A 17,651-nucleotide genomic window follows, 5' to 3' on the forward strand; every position below is an offset into this window, starting at 1 on the left:
CTCTCTAGTGGGAATGCCGGGGTATGCCGGCATCGCGCCGGCCGACGAGAAAGTCGAAGTCGCAGCCCTTGTCGGCCTGCAGCACGCGCTCGACATAGAGGCTCTGGTAGCCACCCTGCGGCGGCTCCGGCGGCTTCCAGTCACGGCGGCGGATCGCCAGTTCTTCATCCGAAACCAAAAGCTCGAGACGGCGGCCGGCGACGTCGAGCTCGATGAGATCGCCGTCGCGCACCAGGGCCAGCACACCACCGGCCGCAGCCTCCGGCGCAACATGCAGCACCACCGTGCCGTAGGCGGTACCGCTCATGCGCGCGTCCGAAATGCGCACCATGTCGGAGACGCCTTCTCTGAGCAGCTTGGCCGGCAGCGGCATGTTGCCGACCTCTGCCATCCCGGGATAACCGCGCGGTCCGCAATTCTTCAGCACCATCACCGAGGAGGCGTCGATATCCAGCTCCGGATCGTCGATGCGGGCATGGTAATGCTCGATGTTCTCGAAGACGACGGCCTTGCCGCGATGCTGCATCAGTTCGGGCGTTGCCGCGGACGGCTTGATGACCGCGCCGTTGGGAGCCAGGTTGCCACGCAGGATCGAGATGCCGCCCTCCTTGGTGAGCGGCTCGCGCAGCGGCCGAATGACCTCACGGTTGTAGTTGGGCGCGCCGTCGATCAGTTCACCGATGGTCTTGGCGCTGACGGTCATGGCGTCGCGATGAAGAAGCCCCGCTTCATCAAGCGCCGCCATGACCGCAGCTAGCCCCCCGGCATAGTAGAAATCTTCCATCAGGAACCGGCCCGACGGCATCAGGTCGACAATGGTTGGCACGCCGCGGCCAAGGCGGTCCCAGTCATCGAGGCCGAGATCGACACCGACCCGGTTGGCGATGGCGATCAGATGCAGCACCGCGTTGGTCGAGCCGCCGATCGCGCCATTGACGCGAATGGCATTCTCGAAGGCTTGCCTGGTAAGGATCCTTGCAATCGTCACGTCGCGGTGGACAAGATCGACGATCTGCCGTCCGGCCAACTGGGCAAGCACGCCTCGGCGCGAATCCACCGCCGGGATCGCGGCGTTGTCCGGCATGCCGATGCCGAGCGCTTCCACCATGCTGGCCATGGTCGAGGCGGTGCCCATCGTCATGCAGCTGCCGGCCGACCGGCTCTGGCCCTGTTCGGCGGCGAGGAAGTCGGCGACCAGCATGCGGCCGGCCTTGACCTCCTCGGCGAATTTCCAGACATGCGTGCCCGAGCCGATATCCTGTCCGCGGAACTTGCCGTTCAGCATCGGTCCACCGGAGACGGCGATGGTTGGCAGGTTGCACGAGGCAGCCCCCATCAAGAGCGCCGGCGTGGTCTTGTCGCAGCCAACAAGCAGGATGACGCCGTCGATCGGATTGCCGCGGATGGATTCCTCGACATCCATGCTGGCCAGGTTGCGAAACAGCATGGCGGTGGGGCGCATGTTGCTCTCGCCCAGCGACATGACAGGGAATTCCAGCGGCAGGCCGCCAGCCTCGTAGACGCCGCGCTTGACGTGATCGGCCAGCGCCCGCAGATGCGCATTGCACGGCGTCAGTTCCGACCAGGTGTTGCAGATGCCGATCACCGGCCGGCCGTCGAAAGCGTCGGCGGGAATGCCCTGGTTTTTCATCCAGCTGCGGTGCATGAAGGCGTTCTTGCCTTCACCGCCGAACCAGGCTTCGGACCGCAATTTGCGTTTGGTCTCGGTCACGATTGCAGGCCCCGCTCGTTGCGGCGTTTGTTGCGGTTCTCGACGCTGCGGCGCACGTCATCCTCGGCATTGTCGATGAGCACCAGCAATGCCTTTTGCGCGCCGGCGGCGTCGCCGGCGGCGATCTTCTCGGCGACTTCCCGGTGCAGCGGCAAGGAATGGCGCTGCCCTTCCGGATTGTCGTTGGAGAGGCGAAAGCTCATTACCAACGCGGTCTCGACCAGTGCGGCCAGCGAGCCGATCAGCTCGTTGCCGGTCATGCGCAATATGGTCTGGTGGAACACCAGATCGGGCTTGGCGAAGCGGTCGCCGTCGTCGCTCAGTGCTTCCATTTCGGCCAGCGCTGCGTGGATCTCGGCGATCTGCGCCGGCGTCGCGCGCTGCGCGGCAAGGGCCGCCGCCATCGGCTCGATGGCGCGGCGCAGTTCAAACAGCGCCCGCACATCCTCGGCACTGACCCCGCCGGCATAGCGCCAGGACAGGACGTCGGGGTCGAGGAAATTCCAGTCGGCGCGAGGACGCACCCGCGTGCCGGTCTTCGGCCGCGATTCGACCAGCCCCTTGCCCGCCAGCACCTTGATCGCCTCGCGCAGCACTGTGCGGCTGACCCCCAGCATCTCGCTGGAATCGTCGGCATTGGGCAGCGCCTCGCCGGGCTGGAAGTCGCCCTGCACGATGCGCAGCCCGATCTGCTCGACGACGGTGGCGTGCAGCGCGGTGGAACCGCTGGAAACCGCGACCGCGACCCGTGACGTGCGGACCGTGATGAACGATTTTCTATTCTTCATACTATTCATATGATATGTCTTATAACCGTGGCGATTGGAGTCAAGGGATTGGGGAGTGCCGATGACAGATAATTCCTTTGTGGCCGTCGCTCCGCACACGGAACTGGTCTCGATCAGTGATGGCATCGCGACCGTTGAAGTTGCTTCCGCCGCTGGTGGAGCGCTGGCTTCGTATCGATGGTGGCGGGATGGTTCCGCCGTGGATTGGCTGCGTCCGGCCGAGCCAACGGCGATCGGTCGCCGCGATCCCGGCGCCATGGCCTGCTTTCCGCTCGTGCCCTATTCCAACCGCATAAGGAATGGCCGCTTCGATTTCGCGGGACGCCCCATTCAATTGCCGACGGCCTCGGACGATCCACACCATGAGCACGGCCATGGCTGGCGTCACCCATGGACGGTCGTGAGCCATGAAGCGAGCATGATCGTCCTGCGCTATCGCCACGCCGCCGATTCCTGGCCGTGGAGCTATGAGGCAGAGCAAGCGATCTCCCTGGCCGACGGCAGGCTTTGCTTGACCATTGCCGTGCGCAACCTGTCGGACGCACCGATGCCGGTTGGCCTCGGTTTCCATCCTTATTTCCCGTCGACACAGTGGACGCATGTCCAGGCAGGGGTATCAGGCATGTGGGAAAACGATGCGGAGGTGCTGCCCATCCGCCATGTCCCGCCGCCCGTGGGGGCCCATCCATCCATCGGCTTTGACGTATCGGAAGTGGACTTCGATACGGTCTTCACCGGATGGACGCGCCGCGCCCGGATTACGTGGCCCGAACACGGACGGCAGCTGGACATCGAGGCCGAGGCGCCGATGGACTTCCTCGTCCTCTACACGCCGCCGGGCGAACCGTTCTTTTGCGCCGAGCCGGTCAGCAACATCACCGATGCTTTCAACCGGATGGGCGACAAGGAGATCGACACCGGCTGCATTGTGCTGGCCCCTGGCCAGAAACAATCCGCCAGCGTCCGCTTCATACCGTCGCTGGCTGTTTGATCTTCCGCGAGCGAGGCCTCAATCGTCACCCAGCGCAAATCGGTGCATTCGGCGATCGGGCCTTGCCGCCGAGCCGGAGCCATTGACGCCGCCGCTGACGCGCAGCGCGGTCTGGAGTTGCGCCGCACCAACGGGCGCCCTGCTCCTGGTGCCGCAGCCATGACGGGGATCAGCCGGTTGCGCTGGCATAGATGTCGAGAACGTCCGTCACGCCTGCGATGAGGAGTTCCCTGGCCTTTGGCGTGACGGACCCGCTCGCCACCGCGCTATCGAGGCGGCCGAGATACTGGCTGATCAGGGGTGAGGGGATGTCACGCTCGCCCAGCGCCTGCATCAGCGCGTTCACGGCCTGCCGCGCCGCCGACGCGGGCCAGTAATAGCGGATGCGGTCGCTGTAGGAAAAATGCCGCTCGATCCGCTGCTCGGCCTCGGCGCCGTGATAGTAACTCTTCCAATTGCCGGGCGCCGCCAGCATGACGCGCTCCATGGCCGCCGGCAGGCTTTCCCGCGATGGGTCGGGAACCAGAATGTCGGCGATGTGGCCCAAGCCGTAGAGGGCTTCGCGCAGCGCGAAGGTCAGCCATGGCCCGACCTTGAGTATGGCAAAACCGTCGTCGACCAGTGCGCTCAACGCCGCAGAGGGCTGGTAGTCGGTCGAGTGGGCCTCGAAGACGAATTGCGGCAGGTCTCGCAGCGTGCCAGCAAGCGCCCGGGCGCGTTCCGGCCGGTAGGCGATGACCTCGGCATTGCCGAATTCGACGCCCGGCTGCACGACGACGCCGATCGCCCGCGAGAAGGCTTGGTCGAGGCGGCGCCGGCTGAAGGCATCGCGGTGGATGCGAACCGTCTCACCCGCGGCCTCCGGTGTCGTCACCGCCAGATGGTCCATCGCCTCCCGTGCGCCGCCCGGCACCGGCACTTCCGTGCCGATGACATAGACAGGCCTGGTGCCGCCTGTTCGTTCAACCGCGGCCTCCGCCACCTCGGCCAGTTCGGCGGCGCGCGTGGCGATGGTGGCGTCGGGCGGTGCCGCCCCTTCGCCGGCGCAGCCCATGCTGGCGTCCAGGTGGATCTTGGTGAAGCCGGCCTCGGCATAGGCATCCACCATGCATGCGGCCTTTTCCATCGCCTCCGGCGCCGGCAGGTGCTTCCAGGGATTGGGGCCCAGATGGTCGCCGCCGAGCACCAGCCTGTCCAGGGGAAAGCCGGCCTTGCCGGCGATCGTCTCGACGAAGCGGCGGAACTCGCCCGGTGTCATGCCGGTATAGCCGCCCTCGTGGTTGACCTGGTTGCAGGTGGCCTCGATCAGCACGTCGGCGTCGCGCGCCTTGCCGTGGCGCAGCGCCGCTTCGACGACCAGCGGATGGGCCGAGCAGATCGAGGCGATGCCACAGCGTTCGCCGGCCGCACGGCGCGTGGCGATGCTAGCCAGTCGACCGGTCGCCTGGCTCATGCCAATGCTCCGGTCCGGGCGGTCTCGATGAACGCCTCGACGGTGGCGAGCGAGGCGATGCCTTCCCATTGGTCCCTTCTTCGTCACCGCCAGCGCGCCGCAGCCATTGGCTATTCGCAGCGCCTTCTCCGGCGCCTCTCCACGCAGCCAGAAGGAGACGAAGGCTGCGGCAAAGCAGTCTCCGGCGCCGGTCGGATCGATTTCCTCGACGACGAAGCCGGGTAAAGCCGTGCGCCCCGACTGGTCGTAGTGAACGGCGCCCTGCGCGCCCTTCTTGACGACGATAGTGGAGATGCCGCGGTCCAGCATTTCGCGTACCGCGCTTTCCTCGTCGGTTGCCTCGGCGAAGGTGAAGAGTTCCGCCCCGCTCGGCAGGAACACGTCGGTCTTTGACAACACGAAGTGCAAGGCGTCGCGCATGCCCGGTAGATCGAGCATCTCCTTGCGGATGTTGGGGTCGAAAGAGACGGTGCCGCCGCGCGTTTTGACGGCTTCGATGCCGTTGCGGGCAATTTCGATCACCTCGGGCGAGAACAGCGATGTACCCATGACGTGAAAATGGTCGGCGCCGGCCAGCAGCACGCGCGCCTCCGCGCCCATCTCGATCAGGCCGGCGGCACTCTGCTTGATGTTGTAGACGAAGTGTCGGCTGCCATCGCTCTCATAGGTGACGAAGGCGGTTCCGGTCGCGGCGCCCTGATGGACGGTGATGGCCGAGATGTCGGCGCCGTCGGCACGCAGGCGCTCGATGTTCAGATTGCCGAAATCGTCGTCGCCCACTGCCGCGATCAGCCCCGCCGGCTGGCCGAGCCGCGCCGCCTGATCGATGAATATGGCGGGAGCGCCTGACGGAAACGGGCCGACCAGCGGGCCGGGAGCGCGAAAACTCTGGCCGATCCGCTCGGCCATGATCTCGACCAGGATCTCGCCGGCACAAACCAGTTTCTTCATGTCCTCACCATCTGCCGGACGGACGGCCTCCCCTTTGGCCAGAACTTTCTTTGCCCGTGCATGTTCAAAACCTAAATTGTCGTTTTCGGAGCGTCAATAAATAATTTGACGTGCGCAATGCTTCTGCGTTGTACTGGAAACATGAAAATTTGACTGAATAAGTTCGCTCAAGCAATGCTGCCTCACCGCGACGATCGCAAGACTGATTCTGGCCAGAGCGTTAAGGCTGGCATCGAGGATAAGGGGGCCTGAAACATAGATGGCGGAAAAGACCCACCGGACGATGGATGATTTCGCCAGGGCGTCCGGCGTTTCGCGACCGACCCTGTCGAAGTATTTCGACGATCCGGCCAGCGTGAAGCCGGCGACACGGGCGCGCATCGAGGCGGCGCTTAGTTCGTCCGACTATCAGCCGAATGTTTTTGCCCGGAACCTCAACCGCAAGCGCACCCGTAATGTCGGCATCGTCGTACCGGCGATCACCGATCCCTTCTACGCCGAGATGGTCAGCCGCATCGAACGGCGCTGTCGCGACGAAGGGTTTTGGCCGATCGTCATCTCCTCGCACGGTTCGCCGAAGCTGGAGGCGGAATCGGTCAGGACGCTGATGTCGCTGAAAGTAGCCGGCGCTATCGTCGCGCCCTTGGGCTTAGTCTCCGAACCCGGCGTCTTCGAACGAATGAGCGAGGACATCCCGATCGTCTATTTCGACACCTATATCGAAGGCGACACACCATTCGTCGGCAATGACAACCACCAGAGCACCTCGACCATCGTCGATTATCTCTGCCGGTCCGGCGAACCGCCTGTCTATGTCGACATCCCGCACGTCAATCACAATTCGGGCGAACGCCTGCAGAGCTATATCGACACGATGCAGGCCGCGGGCCTGGAGCCCACCGTTCTCAAGGCGGCGGGCGACTATAGCTGGGACTTCGAGCGCATCGGCCACGAATGGATGGACAGGACGCTCGAGAAAGGCGGTCTGCCGGCCCGCACGCTGCTCTGCGCCAATGACCGTCTCGCCTTCGGTGTGATGGCGGCCGCCTTTTCGCGCGGGCTGAAGATCGGCCGCCGTGCCGATTGCGATTTTCGGGTCGCCGCCCACGACGATCATCCGCTGAGCCGCTACACCTGTCCCGCGCTGACCACCATGGCACAGGACTTCGCCGCCATGGCCGGCCGCAGCGTCGAGATCCTGCTGGCGTTGCTGGACGAGGCCGATCCACCCGGCCATGATCTGGCGCGCAACGTCAAGCTTGGCGCGACCCTTGTGATGCGTCAGTCGGCCTGAGTGGTCGGCTCCGGCGTCTGCAGGCGGAGCCAGGCCGCCGCCTCGCTTGCCGTTTGCCGCGCGGCCAGGATGTGGCGGCCCATCGAGACGAAGCCGTGGATCTGACCCGGCCAGTGTCGCAACACCAGCGGCACTCCGTCGGCGCGCAGGCGCTCGGCATAGGCCGTGCCTTCGTCGGCAAGGATGTCGTGGCCGGCGATCACGACGAAGGCCGGCGGTGCACCGGCGAGGCTGGAGGCCAGCAGCGGCGATACGCGCCAGTCCGCGATATCCTCGGGCGTTCGCACATAATGATCGCGGAACCAGGCCATGGTGGCGGCGGTGAGTCCGAAGCCGTCGCCGAAACGCCGGTAGCTGTCCGCCGTCTGGCGGGCATCGGTGTTGGGATAGATCAGGATCTGGGCGGCGAGCGGCGGCGCCAGCCTGTCGCGGGCAAGCAATGCCAGCACGGCGGCAACGTTGCCGCCGGCACTGTCGCCGGCGACGGCAATGCGGGTCGGGTCGATTCCGAGTCCTCCAGCAGCCGTGAAGCGCAGCGCTGTCGCGCAATCGTCTAGCCCGGCGGGAAACTTGTGCTCCGGCGCCAGCCTGTAGTCCGGGCAGATGACGACGGCGTTGCCGAGATTGGCCAGCCAGCGGCAGATCTCGTCATGCGAGGAGAGATTGCCGATCACCCAGCCGCCACCGTGCAGATAGAGCACCGCGCGCGCCCCGGTCCGCAGCGTGCCGATACCGCGATGGATGCGGATCGTCACCGGGCCGTTCGGCCCGTCGATCTGCCGCCGCTCGGTTGCCGCGACTGGCTCGTGCTCGCCCTGCAGCGTCGGGAACGAAGCGTTGTACGTGGCCCGCGCCGCCGCGACACTGCCGTTCTCGAAGGGTTCGCCGCCGGCGGCACGGCCGATTTCCAGGGCACGCAGCGCATCTGGGTCGAGCGTCATCGTTATCTCCGTCAAAGCAATTCCAGGAAAAGTGTGCAGCGGTTTTCCGTCCGGAATTGCGTGAAAACATGGAACGCTTAGGCGAGCAGGCCGCGCGCTTCGTCTTCGCCGAGCAGGGCCGGCTGGACGACGTCACCTGTTATGGCGACCGAACTTTTCGTCTCGCCCGAATGCAGGATCGCTTCCATGATCTCCAGCACATGCAGCGCCAGATTGCCGGAAGCGCGGGGCGTCGCGCCTGTCCGTAGCGAACGCACCAGGTCGGCGACGCCGAGCATGCGGTAGTTGGCGCGGTCGGGCGCCGCGTAAGGCCAGTTGCGGGCGCCGTAGAGTTCGCCTTCGCTGGCGAAATCCTTCCAGTCGGCGCCGCGTTCCGACAGCGACACCGTGCCGCCGAACGTATCCGGGTCGGGCAACCGCAGCGAGCCTTCCGTACCGTGCAGTTCGATCGGATGGTTGGAATGCCTGAAGACATCCCATGACGCGCCGAAAGTGACGGTCGCGCCGGAACGGAACTCGAGCAGCGACAGCACATTGGTCGGCGTGCCGACCTTGAACGTGGTGTTCTTGAACGGCCCTTCGGCCGATATCAGCCGTTCCTCCTGGCCCCTCGTCGCCATCGCCATGACGCGCGCGACCGGGCCGAGCAGGTTGACCAGCATCGTCAGATAGTAGGGACCCATGTCGAACACCGGGCCGCCGCCCGGCTGGTAGTAGAATTGCGGATTGGGATGCCAGTGTTCCATGCCGCGCCCCATCATGAAGGCGGTGCCGGTGACAGGGCTGCCGATGGCGCCCTCATCCATCAGGCGGCGCGCTTTGCGGCCGGCTGCGCCAAGGAAAGTGTCCGGAGCCGAGCCGAGCAGCAGGCCGCGTTTGGCCGCCTCCGCCACCAGACGGCGGCCATCGCTGGCCGAGGTTGCGAGCGGTTTTTCAGTGAAGACATGCTTTCCCGCCGAAAGGGCGGAGAATGAAATGTCGAAATGCGCCGCCGGAATGGTCAGGTTGAGGACGAGGTCGATCTGTGGATCGGCCAGCAGCGCATCGACGCCAAGGGGCCGGATGCCGTATTCCTTGGCCCGCAGCGCCGCCATCTCGGCTGAAATATCGGCGCAGGCGCGCAATTCGATGCCGCCGAAAAGCGCGGCATTGCGCAGGTAGGTCATCGAGATGTTGCCGCATCCGATGACACCGATGCCCAGTTTGGCTTCTGATTTTGCCTGCATTTTCCGTCTTACCTCCCAATGCGATCATCTGCCTGATCTCTCGCGACGGTGCCGGATCGCGCTCGAAATGGCTATACAACATTTTAAATATTGACGCGCGTAAAATTTTTATGGAACATGCGTAAATGCTGCCGGGGCATCGGGAGGCTGCTGGCCTTGGGAGGAGAAAATGACGGACATGAAAAACGGCCGATCGCGGGCGCCAAAGCCGGTGGGTCATCCGCGAGTCGGATATTTCGAGGGCGCCCAGCTACCGCGACGGGTTCAGGCATAGATCACCGTGGCCCCGATCCTATCAAGCTCGCTGCGTATTGTACCGGGCAGGCCATCGTCAGTGATCACCACATCGACGCCCGACAGCGAAAAGGCCTTGGAGGTCCCGCTGACGCCAAATTTGCTCGAATCCGCCAGGAGGACGACGCGCCGGGCCATGCGCACCAGGATTCGCTTCGTTCGCGCCATGTCTTCGTTCACGTCGACCACATCCAGTGACGAGTCGATCGCATGCGCTCCGACAAAGACCTGATGCGCTACCAAGCCGCCGAGAGCCGTGTCGGCATCGGTAATCAGCGTGCTCACCGTGTCTGGATAGACCCGGCCACCGATCATGTGAACGTCGAGCCCAGGCCGATGCATCAGATGCTGAACGATATTCATCGCCGTGGCCGCGACCACGACGTTGTTGAGCGGCGGTAACTGCATGGCAACCTGCATCAATGTCGAGCCGCCGTCGAAGATGACCGACTGGTTGTCCTGGAACAGCTCTACCGCTGCCCGGGCGATGCGTTTCTTCGCATCGAGGTTGGTTTGCATCCGGCGGGCGAACGCGGCCGTGGTCGAATCCGTGGTCCGGGTCACCGCCCCTCCACGGGTCTTGGTCAGCAGTCCCTTGCGGTCCAGTATCTCGAGGTCGGAGCGCACCGTGACTTCCGACACGCCAAAATCGTCTGACAGGTCCTTGATGCGAACCTGTCCGCTGCGTTGCACCTCACTCAGGATCGATTGGCGTCTCTGCTCTGACAACATTGCCTTGTCCTTGCCTCCATCTGCCAAGCAACCGCCCTGGCCTCGGCTCACTCTACCGAAAATACGCGAATTCGAAAGACTTCGAAAGATTGCATTTATTCTTTCTTTCGAAAAAACTGGATCCAGCATTTGGAAATCAATCGACTGGAGAATTTTGCACTCATGAGCCTCGGAACCCAGGTGCGCCTTGCGCGCCTCTTCTCGCATCCATCGGGCAATCTTTTCGGCGGCGCGGTCGACCACTTTGTCGGCTATGGCGACGTGCGCAAAGGAGGTCTTGCCGATCTGCCGGGCGCCCTCGCTCGCGTCATGGTGGGCAAACCCGACTATGTCAGCATCCAGCCTGGCACAGCGCGCCATCTATGGCCGCAATACGCGGGCAAGGCCTGCCTGGTGATCCAGGCCGGCTGCTTCACCCCGGACGATCGCATCAGTGAGCTGATCGCAACGCCCGAGGATGCCGTGCGCGCCGGCGCCGATGCCTTGGCCGTGGCCATTCCGGTACGCGGCGCGACCGAGGGCAAATACATACGCTGGCTGACCGATTCGGTGAACGCAGCGGCCCGCTACGGCATGCCGGTAGTCGCGCATATCTACCCTCGCGATTTCACCGACGGGGCAAAAATCGTCTTCACCCCCGACGAGATCGCCTATGCGGCGCGCATCGGCTACGAGTCCGGCGTCGACGTGATCAAGATCGGTTACACGGGCGATTTCGAATCGTTCCGAGAGACCGTTCGGACCTGCCCGGTGCCGGTTGTGATCGCGGGTGGCCCGAAGACAGATACGCTGCTCGGCGCCCTCCAGCAGACGGCGGACGCCATCCGTGCCGGTGCGCGCGGTGCCGTGGTGGGCCGCAATCTCTGGGGGCATGGCGATCCGGAGAAGGCAGCGATTGCCTTTCGGGGCGTCATCCATGACGGCCTTTCGGCGCAAGACGCCCTGGCAAGGGCGGGTGCCTGAACGATGCCCGCCGTCCCTTCAATCCTCGGCTTCGGAGCTATTGCGATCGACGACATCGTCTATGTCGATCAGCCGTTGTCGGCGGGCAAGGGGAAGGTTCTGCAAAGCGCCCGGGCTTTCGGCGGAAATGTCGCGACGGCCCTTGCCGCCGTCGCGCGGCTCGGCGGCACCGCCGGGTTCGTCGGATGGCTGGGCAGTGCCGCGGACGATGCCGTGCTGTGCGATCTCGTAGCGAGCGGCGTTGAAACTGCATTCGCGCCGCGCCACCCGCACGCCCGCCCGGTGCGCTCGCGGATCACCGTCGGCTCGGATGGCGAGCGGTTCATCGCCTATGACGACGAAGCGATGCTGGGCACCGCTCCGGACTTTCCGGACGAGGTCCTCAGCCGCGCGACAGTCCTGATCATCGATAGTTACGCGATCCGGTCGCTGGATGTCGTGGCACGGGCTCGCGATCTCGGCCTTGCGATCCTCGGTGATATCGAATGGAGCGGCGGCCCGGCCACCGAGAGGCTGATCGCGCTCTGCGACCATCTCATTCTTCCCCTGGGCTTTGCACAGACCGCTACGGGCTGCAGATCGCCGGCCGAGATGCTCGATGCATTGTGGTTGCCGTCGCGGTCCGCCGTGGTTCTGACGGATGGCGGCAGGGGCGTCTACTACCGCGGACGCGACGAGGCAGGGCTTTGGCACTTGCCTCCGCACCGGGTTGCCGTCGTCGATTCGACCGGCGCCGGCGACTGCTTTCATGGCGCCTATGCGCATGCACTGGCGCGCGGAGCCGACACCGCGGGCCGGGTCGCGTTCGCGGCCGCGGCGGCGGCGCTGTCGATAACGGGTCGTGGCGGGCGCGAGGCGCTTCCGACCGACGCCCAGGTCACGGAATTATTGGCATCGGCGAACGCTCCGTCGGCGGTCGGGCTGAAATATGCGCGGCTCGAGACCGGAACATAGGCTGGAAAGGTCCGAGGAGACGTTTCGCAGGCAAAAAATGGCCACGAATAATCAAAAATCAGTGGCTTGGACTTGTGGAGGGAGGAAGATGGCAGAAGTCGTTCTTGAGAATATCTGCAAGACCTACGGGAACAATTTTCGAGCGATTGATCAATTGAACCTGGCGGTCGAGGACGGCGAGTTCTTGATTCTCGTCGGGCCGTCGGGCTGCGGCAAATCCACCGCGTTGCGAATGATCGCGGGATTGGAGGACATCACCAGCGGCAGCCTGCGGATCGGCGGCGTCGACGTCGTCGATATGCCGCCAAAGGACCGCGACATCGCGATGGTCTTCCAGAGCTACGCGCTCTACCCGCATATGACGGTATTTGAAAACATCGCCTTTTCGATGCGGCTGGCAGGCAAGCCGAAGGCCGAGCGCAAGAAGCGCGTCGACGAGATCGCCAAAACCCTTCAGCTAACGTCGCTGCTGGACAGCAAACCCGCGAACCTTTCAGGCGGACAGCGTCAAAGGGTTGCCATGGGCCGTGCCATGGTGCGCGAGCCGGCGGCCTTTCTCATGGACGAGCCGCTTTCCAATCTGGACGCGAAGCTGCGTGTTCAAATGCGCGCCGAAATCACCAGCCTGCAAAAGCAGCTCGGCGTCACGACCATATATGTGACCCACGACCAAATCGAAGCGATGACGATGGGGGACAGGGTCGCGGTGTTGAAAGGCGGTGTGCTGCAGCAGGTCGACACACCCAAGAGGCTCTATGAATCACCGGTGAACGCCTTCGTTGCCGGCTTCATCGGCTCTCCTTCGATGAACCTTTTCGAGGCGACGCTGAAGGGCGACGAACTGACGTCCGCCGCCTTCGCCATCCGGCTGCAGGAGGCAGCCTTCGTGCGCAGGCCGGGCTTGCGGTCTTATGCCGGGCGCAAGGTCGTGTTCGGGATCCGGCCGGAGGATCTCTATGACAGCAGCCTCGACTCCGGGCGCAAGTATCAGACGATACCGGCAAAGGTGACCTCGATCGAGGAACTCGGCTCCGAACAGATTGTCCACCTGAACATCGACGCGGTCCGGGTGGACTCCGGCGATCCGGACGCGGTGGACGATTTTGGCCTGGCATCGAACGCGGTGGCGAGGTTCGAGCCAATCAGCGCCGTCCGCTCAGGCTCGGAAATCCGGTTGGCCGTGGATGATGCCAAGTTCCATTTCTTCGATCCCGAGACGCATCTGGCGATCTGAAGAACCCCGGCAAGGCCCGCAGGCGAGGGCGAGGCGCCTGCGTAAGAAGACTTCTGAATAACCAGACGATCGGCAGCATTGTGCGGTCGATCCCAGAGAAGGAGGAGAAAATGATGTTTCGTATAAAACCCGCGATGCTGAAGATGGCCGCGGCCGCATGGTTGCTTGGTGCGACCGGCGCCATGGCCGACACGACGCTGGAATTCACCCAATGGTGGGAGCCCGAACTGCCGGCCGGCTCGCTCAGGGCAATCATGAATGACTTCGAGGCCGCAAACCCCGGCATCAAGGTGACACTGGTCAGCGGCCCCTATGCGACGACGCGAGACCAGATCTCGGTTGGTGCCGCAACCGGAACGCTGAGCGACGTCGTCGGTCTTGACGGCGCCTGGGTGAACAATCTGAATGCGCAGGGTGCGCTGGCCGACATGAACCCGCTGATGGATGCGAGCAAGTTCGACAAAGCCCAGGTCGCGGATATCATCAAGGTGGACGGCAAGGCGGTGATGTTCCCGGTCGCTTCGTTCGTCTATCCGGTCTTCGTGAATTTGGACCTCGCCGCCCAGGCAGGCTTGACCAAGCTGCCGTCGACGCGCGCGGAATTTCTCGAAGCCGCCAAGAAGATGACGCACGCCGACAAGAACCAGTATGGCTGGGTGCTGCCTCTGTCGCTGCAAACGCCGTCCGGTGTCCAGAACGACATGATGTCGTGGGTCTGGGCTTCGGGCCAATCGATGATGGCGAACGGCAAGCCCGACCTCGAGGGCAAACCGGTGGTGGATATGCTCACCTTCGTCAAATCGCTCAACGACGCCGGCACCATCTCGCCCGGCATTGCCACCAAGACCGAACAGGAAAAGGTCGAGGAATTCGTCAACGACCGCGTCGGGATGATGATCGACTCGCTCGCCCATGTGAACCTCATCCGCAAGCGTAATCCCAAGCTGAACTTCGACCTAATCCCGGTCCCGGTTGTGGAGAACTATACCGGAAAGCGCGGCCTTCCCTATGCCTCCTGGGGTATCGGCATCTCGGCGGCCTCGAAACATCAGGAGGAGGCCTGGAAACTCGTCCAGTATTTGATGAGCGAAAAGGTCAACGCCAAGCTCGTTTCGCTTGCCAACGCCTTCCCGGGCAACGTCAACGCCAAACCCGACTTCGTGACATCAGACAAGGCTTTCGGCAAGGCTTTCGAGATCTTCAAGACCGGCTACCTCGCCAACGAGTTCACCGGCCTGCCGGTGGCTGAAGACCTGATGACCCAGTTCGACGTGCAGGCCCAAAAGATGCTTGCCGGCGAGCAAACGCCGGAAGAAGCGGCCGCTGCCGCGCAAAAGGGCTGGATGGCGAAATTCTGATCGTCGTCCTCCGCTCTTGCGGCCCATTTATCGGTTGGCCTGCCATTAGGCGGGCCAGCCGGCAAATGACGACTCTGAATGGTATTTGAAGCTCATTTCTCTTGTCGCGAGGTTGGCACCATGACCCAGCGGAAGCGCTCCCATCACAAGCTCAAACGAGCTGTGGCGCCCTATCTCTACCTGTCGCCCTCGCTGCTCATAATCGGCCTTCTGATGCTGTTGCCCATGGCGACGGTGATTGCCTACTCGTTCCAGAACAGCGCGGTGCTGCGTCGTGACCCATCCTTTGCCGGACTGAAACACTACCAGGCGATCTTCGACGATCCTGTGTTTTGGGCCTCGCTGTGGCACACGCTCTACTTCACCTGCATGAGTGTCGTTTTCCACATGACCATCGGCATGGTCTTCGCGCTCATGCTGAACAGCGACCGCATCAATCCGACGTTGCGCAATGTCTTGCGCGTGCTCTACATTCTGCCCTGGCTGTTCACGGCGGTGATCATCGCGGTGATCTGGCGCCTGCTGCTCGAGCCGAATGGTGTCGTGAACAGCATTCTCATGCAGTTGGGCTTCATTGGTTCCAAGGTCGAGTGGTTTTCCTCGCCGCAGACCGCGCTGCACGCCGTCACTTTCGCCAATATCTGGGCGGGCTATCCGCTTTTCATGGTCAGCCTGCTCGCAGGCTTGCAGGGCATTCCCAAGGATTTCTACGAGGCCGCCGATATCGACGGGGCGAAGGCCTACCAGAAGCTGATCTTCATCACCATTCCGCAGCTGATGCCGATCATCATCAGCATCTCGCTGCTCGACTTCATCTGGACCATGCAGGTCTTCCCGTTGATCTGGATAACGACGGGCGGTGGTCCGATCTACTCGACCGAGGTGCTCAGCACCTACACCTACAAGCTGGCGTTTTCGAGCTACAACCTGTCTCAAGCGTCGGCGAGTGCCGTGGTCATCCTGTTGATCTCTCTGGGCCTGACGCTGTTCTATATTCGCTATCAGCGGGCTAGGTAGGACGCCATGAGAAGACGAAACACCGGCAAAGACAAGCTGATCACCGTCGCGCTGCATATTGCTCTTGCGGCAGGGCTGTTCTTCGCGGCCTTCCCGATCTATTGGATGCTCAGCAGCTCATTCAAGTCGAATACCGAAATCTTCGCTTTGCCGCCAACCATCCTGCCGAAGGCCTTCACCCTGGAAGCCTACGCGGCCATCCTTGGCGACCCGGTAAAGCTGCGCTTCTTCTTCAACAGCTACTTCGTCGCGGGAGCGGTGACCGTGCTCACGGTGCTGATCGCCTTGCTGGCCGCCTATGGGTTCAGCCGCTTCAATTTCCGTGGCAAGGGCAGCCTGAACACGCTCATCATCAGCACGCAGACGATACCGCCGATCACGCTGCTGATCCCCTTCTTCGGGCTTGTCGTCTCATACGGTATCTTCGACACCTATGTCGCATTGATCCTGACTTACCTGGTGTTTACGCTGCCCTACGCGATCCTGCTGATGACGGGATATCTGAACACCTTGCCCCGCGATCTCGATGAAGCGGTGGCTGTCGATGGCGGCACCAGTTGGACAGCGCTTTGGCGGGTCATCGTCCCGATCTCACTGCCTGGTATCGTGGCGACATCGGTCTACACATTCCTGTTGTGCTGGAACGAATTTCTTTTTGCGCTGACGCTGACCAAGTCGACGTCCATGCGCACCGTGCCGATCGGCATCCAGCTGCTGATGGGGCAGCACGCCTTCGAATGGAACCAGATGATGGCAATGAGCGTGCTCGGCTCGCTACCCTTGTTGCTCATCTACCTCGTTGCCCAGAGGTACTTCCTCGCCGGCATGACCGCGGGTTCGGTCAAGTAGGATGTCGCACGGACAACTGATGGAACAGATCGGTATCAAGGAATGAAAGGATGAACGTGAAAGACCTCAAAGTCGGCTGCCAGACCTTCACCTGGGAAATGCTCGGAGACCGGTTCACCGGCGGCCCCGACGACCTGTTGAAGGCGATCGGCGATGGCGGCTATGCCGGCATCGAGATCACCGACACCATGATCGGCCACTATGGCGGCAAACCCATCGAGTTCGCCGCCGCGCTGAAGTCGTCCGGTCTGGCGCTCGTATCGTTCGCCTTCGGCTCCAGGAGCGGCTTCACGCTCAAGGACGGGATCGGCACCGATCTCGAAACCGCCAGGCGCTGGATCGATTTCGCCGCCGCCTTTCCGGGCGCACTGGTGTCGATGGGCTCGGCCACCGTCGTCTCCGACGGGCCGCGCGACGGCAAGTTCGCCATCGCCGCGGAGGTCTACAACAAGGCCGGCGAGATCGGCCGCAAGGCGGGTGTCCAGGTGGCGGTGCATCCGAGTTCGCACCACAACACGCTGCTGTTCGACCGTGCCGACTATGACGCGATGTTCGCCTTGCTCGATCCCGGTCTGGTCGGCTGGGTGCCGGACACCGGCCACATCCTGCGCGGCCACAGGGACATGGCCGACACGCTCACCACCTACCGTGACCGCATCCGCTACATCCACCTCAAGGACGTCGACGCCAACGGCACCTGGGCGATGCTGGGCCAAGGCGTCTGCGACACGCCCGCGGTCATCGAAATCGCCAGCACCGCGCCGAACTTCAACGGCTGGCTGGTGCTGGAAGAAGAATCCGACACGGCCGCCGCCGATCCGGCCGGCGCGGTCAAGACCAACCGCCAGACCATGCGCGGCTACGGGGCCTGAGA

15 protein-coding genes and 1 pseudogene are annotated in these 17,651 nt (G+C 63.3%); 9 read left to right on the forward strand and 7 right to left on the reverse strand.

The genetic code is table 11. From position 1 onward, the window contains the following. Positions 1 to 4: 4 nt before the first annotated feature. The gene (locus ACVWWD_RS14875) at positions 5 to 1,732 is read right to left on the reverse strand and encodes an IlvD/Edd family dehydratase (RefSeq protein WP_023771152.1); all 1,728 of its coding nucleotides are present in this window, start codon (positions 1,730 to 1,732) and stop codon (positions 5 to 7) included. Further along, complete coding sequence (locus tag ACVWWD_RS14880; RefSeq protein ID WP_031247750.1) at positions 1,729 to 2,520, reverse strand: FadR/GntR family transcriptional regulator; 792 nt, start codon at positions 2,518 to 2,520, stop codon at positions 1,729 to 1,731. Before ACVWWD_RS14880 ends, ACVWWD_RS14875 begins: the two co-directional genes overlap by 4 nt. 61 nt (positions 2,521 to 2,581) lie before the next feature. On the opposite strand from ACVWWD_RS14880, the gene ACVWWD_RS14885 reads away from it, so the two are divergent. Next, on the forward strand, positions 2,582 to 3,511 hold the full coding sequence (locus tag ACVWWD_RS14885) for an aldose 1-epimerase (protein ID WP_023771150.1): 930 nt from the start codon (positions 2,582 to 2,584) through the stop codon (positions 3,509 to 3,511). Between the two features lie 169 nt (positions 3,512 to 3,680). Here the strand turns inward: ACVWWD_RS14885 and ACVWWD_RS14890 are convergent, their stop codons facing one another. Both ACVWWD_RS14890 and ACVWWD_RS14895 read right to left on the reverse strand, forming a co-directional pair. Beyond that, on the reverse strand, positions 3,681 to 4,964 hold the full coding sequence (locus ACVWWD_RS14890; RefSeq protein WP_352552857.1) for a D-tagatose-bisphosphate aldolase, class II, non-catalytic subunit: 1,284 nt from the start codon (positions 4,962 to 4,964) through the stop codon (positions 3,681 to 3,683). Between the two features lie 129 nt (positions 4,965 to 5,093). After that, positions 5,094 to 5,915 (reverse strand): annotated as a pseudogene (locus tag ACVWWD_RS14895) (sugar kinase); the annotation flags it as partial. 259 nt (positions 5,916 to 6,174) lie between these two features. On the opposite strand from ACVWWD_RS14895, the gene ACVWWD_RS14900 reads away from it, so the two are divergent. Beyond that, positions 6,175 to 7,209: a LacI family DNA-binding transcriptional regulator gene (locus ACVWWD_RS14900; protein ID WP_023771147.1), complete on the forward strand. Its 1,035-nt coding sequence runs from the start codon at positions 6,175 to 6,177 to the stop codon at positions 7,207 to 7,209. Here the strand turns inward: ACVWWD_RS14900 and ACVWWD_RS14905 are convergent. The 3 genes from ACVWWD_RS14905 to ACVWWD_RS14915 form a co-directional block, all read right to left on the reverse strand. Continuing rightward, on the reverse strand, positions 7,197 to 8,150 hold the full coding sequence (locus ACVWWD_RS14905) for an alpha/beta hydrolase (RefSeq protein WP_352552853.1): 954 nt from the start codon (positions 8,148 to 8,150) through the stop codon (positions 7,197 to 7,199). The genes ACVWWD_RS14900 and ACVWWD_RS14905 overlap by 13 nt on opposite strands. Positions 8,151 to 8,227: 77 nt before the next feature. Beyond that, positions 8,228 to 9,376 carry a Gfo/Idh/MocA family protein gene (locus ACVWWD_RS14910; protein WP_352552850.1) on the reverse strand — a complete coding sequence of 383 codons (1,149 nt, stop codon included), beginning with the start codon at positions 9,374 to 9,376 and terminating at the stop codon, positions 8,228 to 8,230. 264 nt (positions 9,377 to 9,640) lie between these two features. Next, positions 9,641 to 10,402, reverse strand: a complete 762-nt coding sequence (locus tag ACVWWD_RS14915) for a DeoR/GlpR family DNA-binding transcription regulator (protein ID WP_023771144.1) — start codon at positions 10,400 to 10,402, stop codon at positions 9,641 to 9,643. A 162-nt stretch (positions 10,403 to 10,564) separates the two neighbouring features. On the opposite strand from ACVWWD_RS14915, the gene ACVWWD_RS14920 reads away from it, so the two are divergent. From ACVWWD_RS14920 to ACVWWD_RS14950, 7 genes are all read left to right on the forward strand, one after another. Continuing rightward, positions 10,565 to 11,365 carry a beta/alpha barrel domain-containing protein gene (locus ACVWWD_RS14920; protein WP_023771143.1) on the forward strand — a complete coding sequence of 267 codons (801 nt, stop codon included), beginning with the start codon at positions 10,565 to 10,567 and terminating at the stop codon, positions 11,363 to 11,365. A gap of 3 nt (positions 11,366 to 11,368) precedes the next feature. Beyond that, positions 11,369 to 12,319, forward strand: coding sequence for a PfkB family carbohydrate kinase (locus ACVWWD_RS14925; RefSeq protein ID WP_023782291.1), 951 nt, complete (start codon positions 11,369 to 11,371; stop codon positions 12,317 to 12,319). A gap of 88 nt (positions 12,320 to 12,407) precedes the next feature. Continuing rightward, the gene (locus tag ACVWWD_RS14930; RefSeq protein WP_023771141.1) at positions 12,408 to 13,553 is read left to right on the forward strand and encodes an ABC transporter ATP-binding protein; all 1,146 of its coding nucleotides are present in this window, start codon (positions 12,408 to 12,410) and stop codon (positions 13,551 to 13,553) included. A gap of 110 nt (positions 13,554 to 13,663) precedes the next feature. Further along, a complete protein-coding gene (locus ACVWWD_RS14935; RefSeq protein WP_352552846.1) occupies positions 13,664 to 14,911 on the forward strand; it encodes an ABC transporter substrate-binding protein in 1,248 nt (415 codons plus the stop codon). 120 nt (positions 14,912 to 15,031) lie between these two features. Next, a complete protein-coding gene (locus ACVWWD_RS14940) occupies positions 15,032 to 15,928 on the forward strand; it encodes a carbohydrate ABC transporter permease (protein ID WP_023771139.1) in 897 nt (298 codons plus the stop codon). A gap of 6 nt (positions 15,929 to 15,934) precedes the next feature. Beyond that, positions 15,935 to 16,777, forward strand: coding sequence for a carbohydrate ABC transporter permease (locus tag ACVWWD_RS14945; RefSeq protein ID WP_023782289.1), 843 nt, complete (start codon positions 15,935 to 15,937; stop codon positions 16,775 to 16,777). 50 nt (positions 16,778 to 16,827) lie between these two features. Next, positions 16,828 to 17,649 carry a sugar phosphate isomerase/epimerase family protein gene (locus tag ACVWWD_RS14950; RefSeq protein ID WP_023794652.1) on the forward strand — a complete coding sequence of 274 codons (822 nt, stop codon included), beginning with the start codon at positions 16,828 to 16,830 and terminating at the stop codon, positions 17,647 to 17,649. Positions 17,650 to 17,651 lie beyond the last annotated feature (2 nt).

The sequence above is a fragment of the Mesorhizobium sp. URHB0026 genome (genome assembly GCF_054059755.1).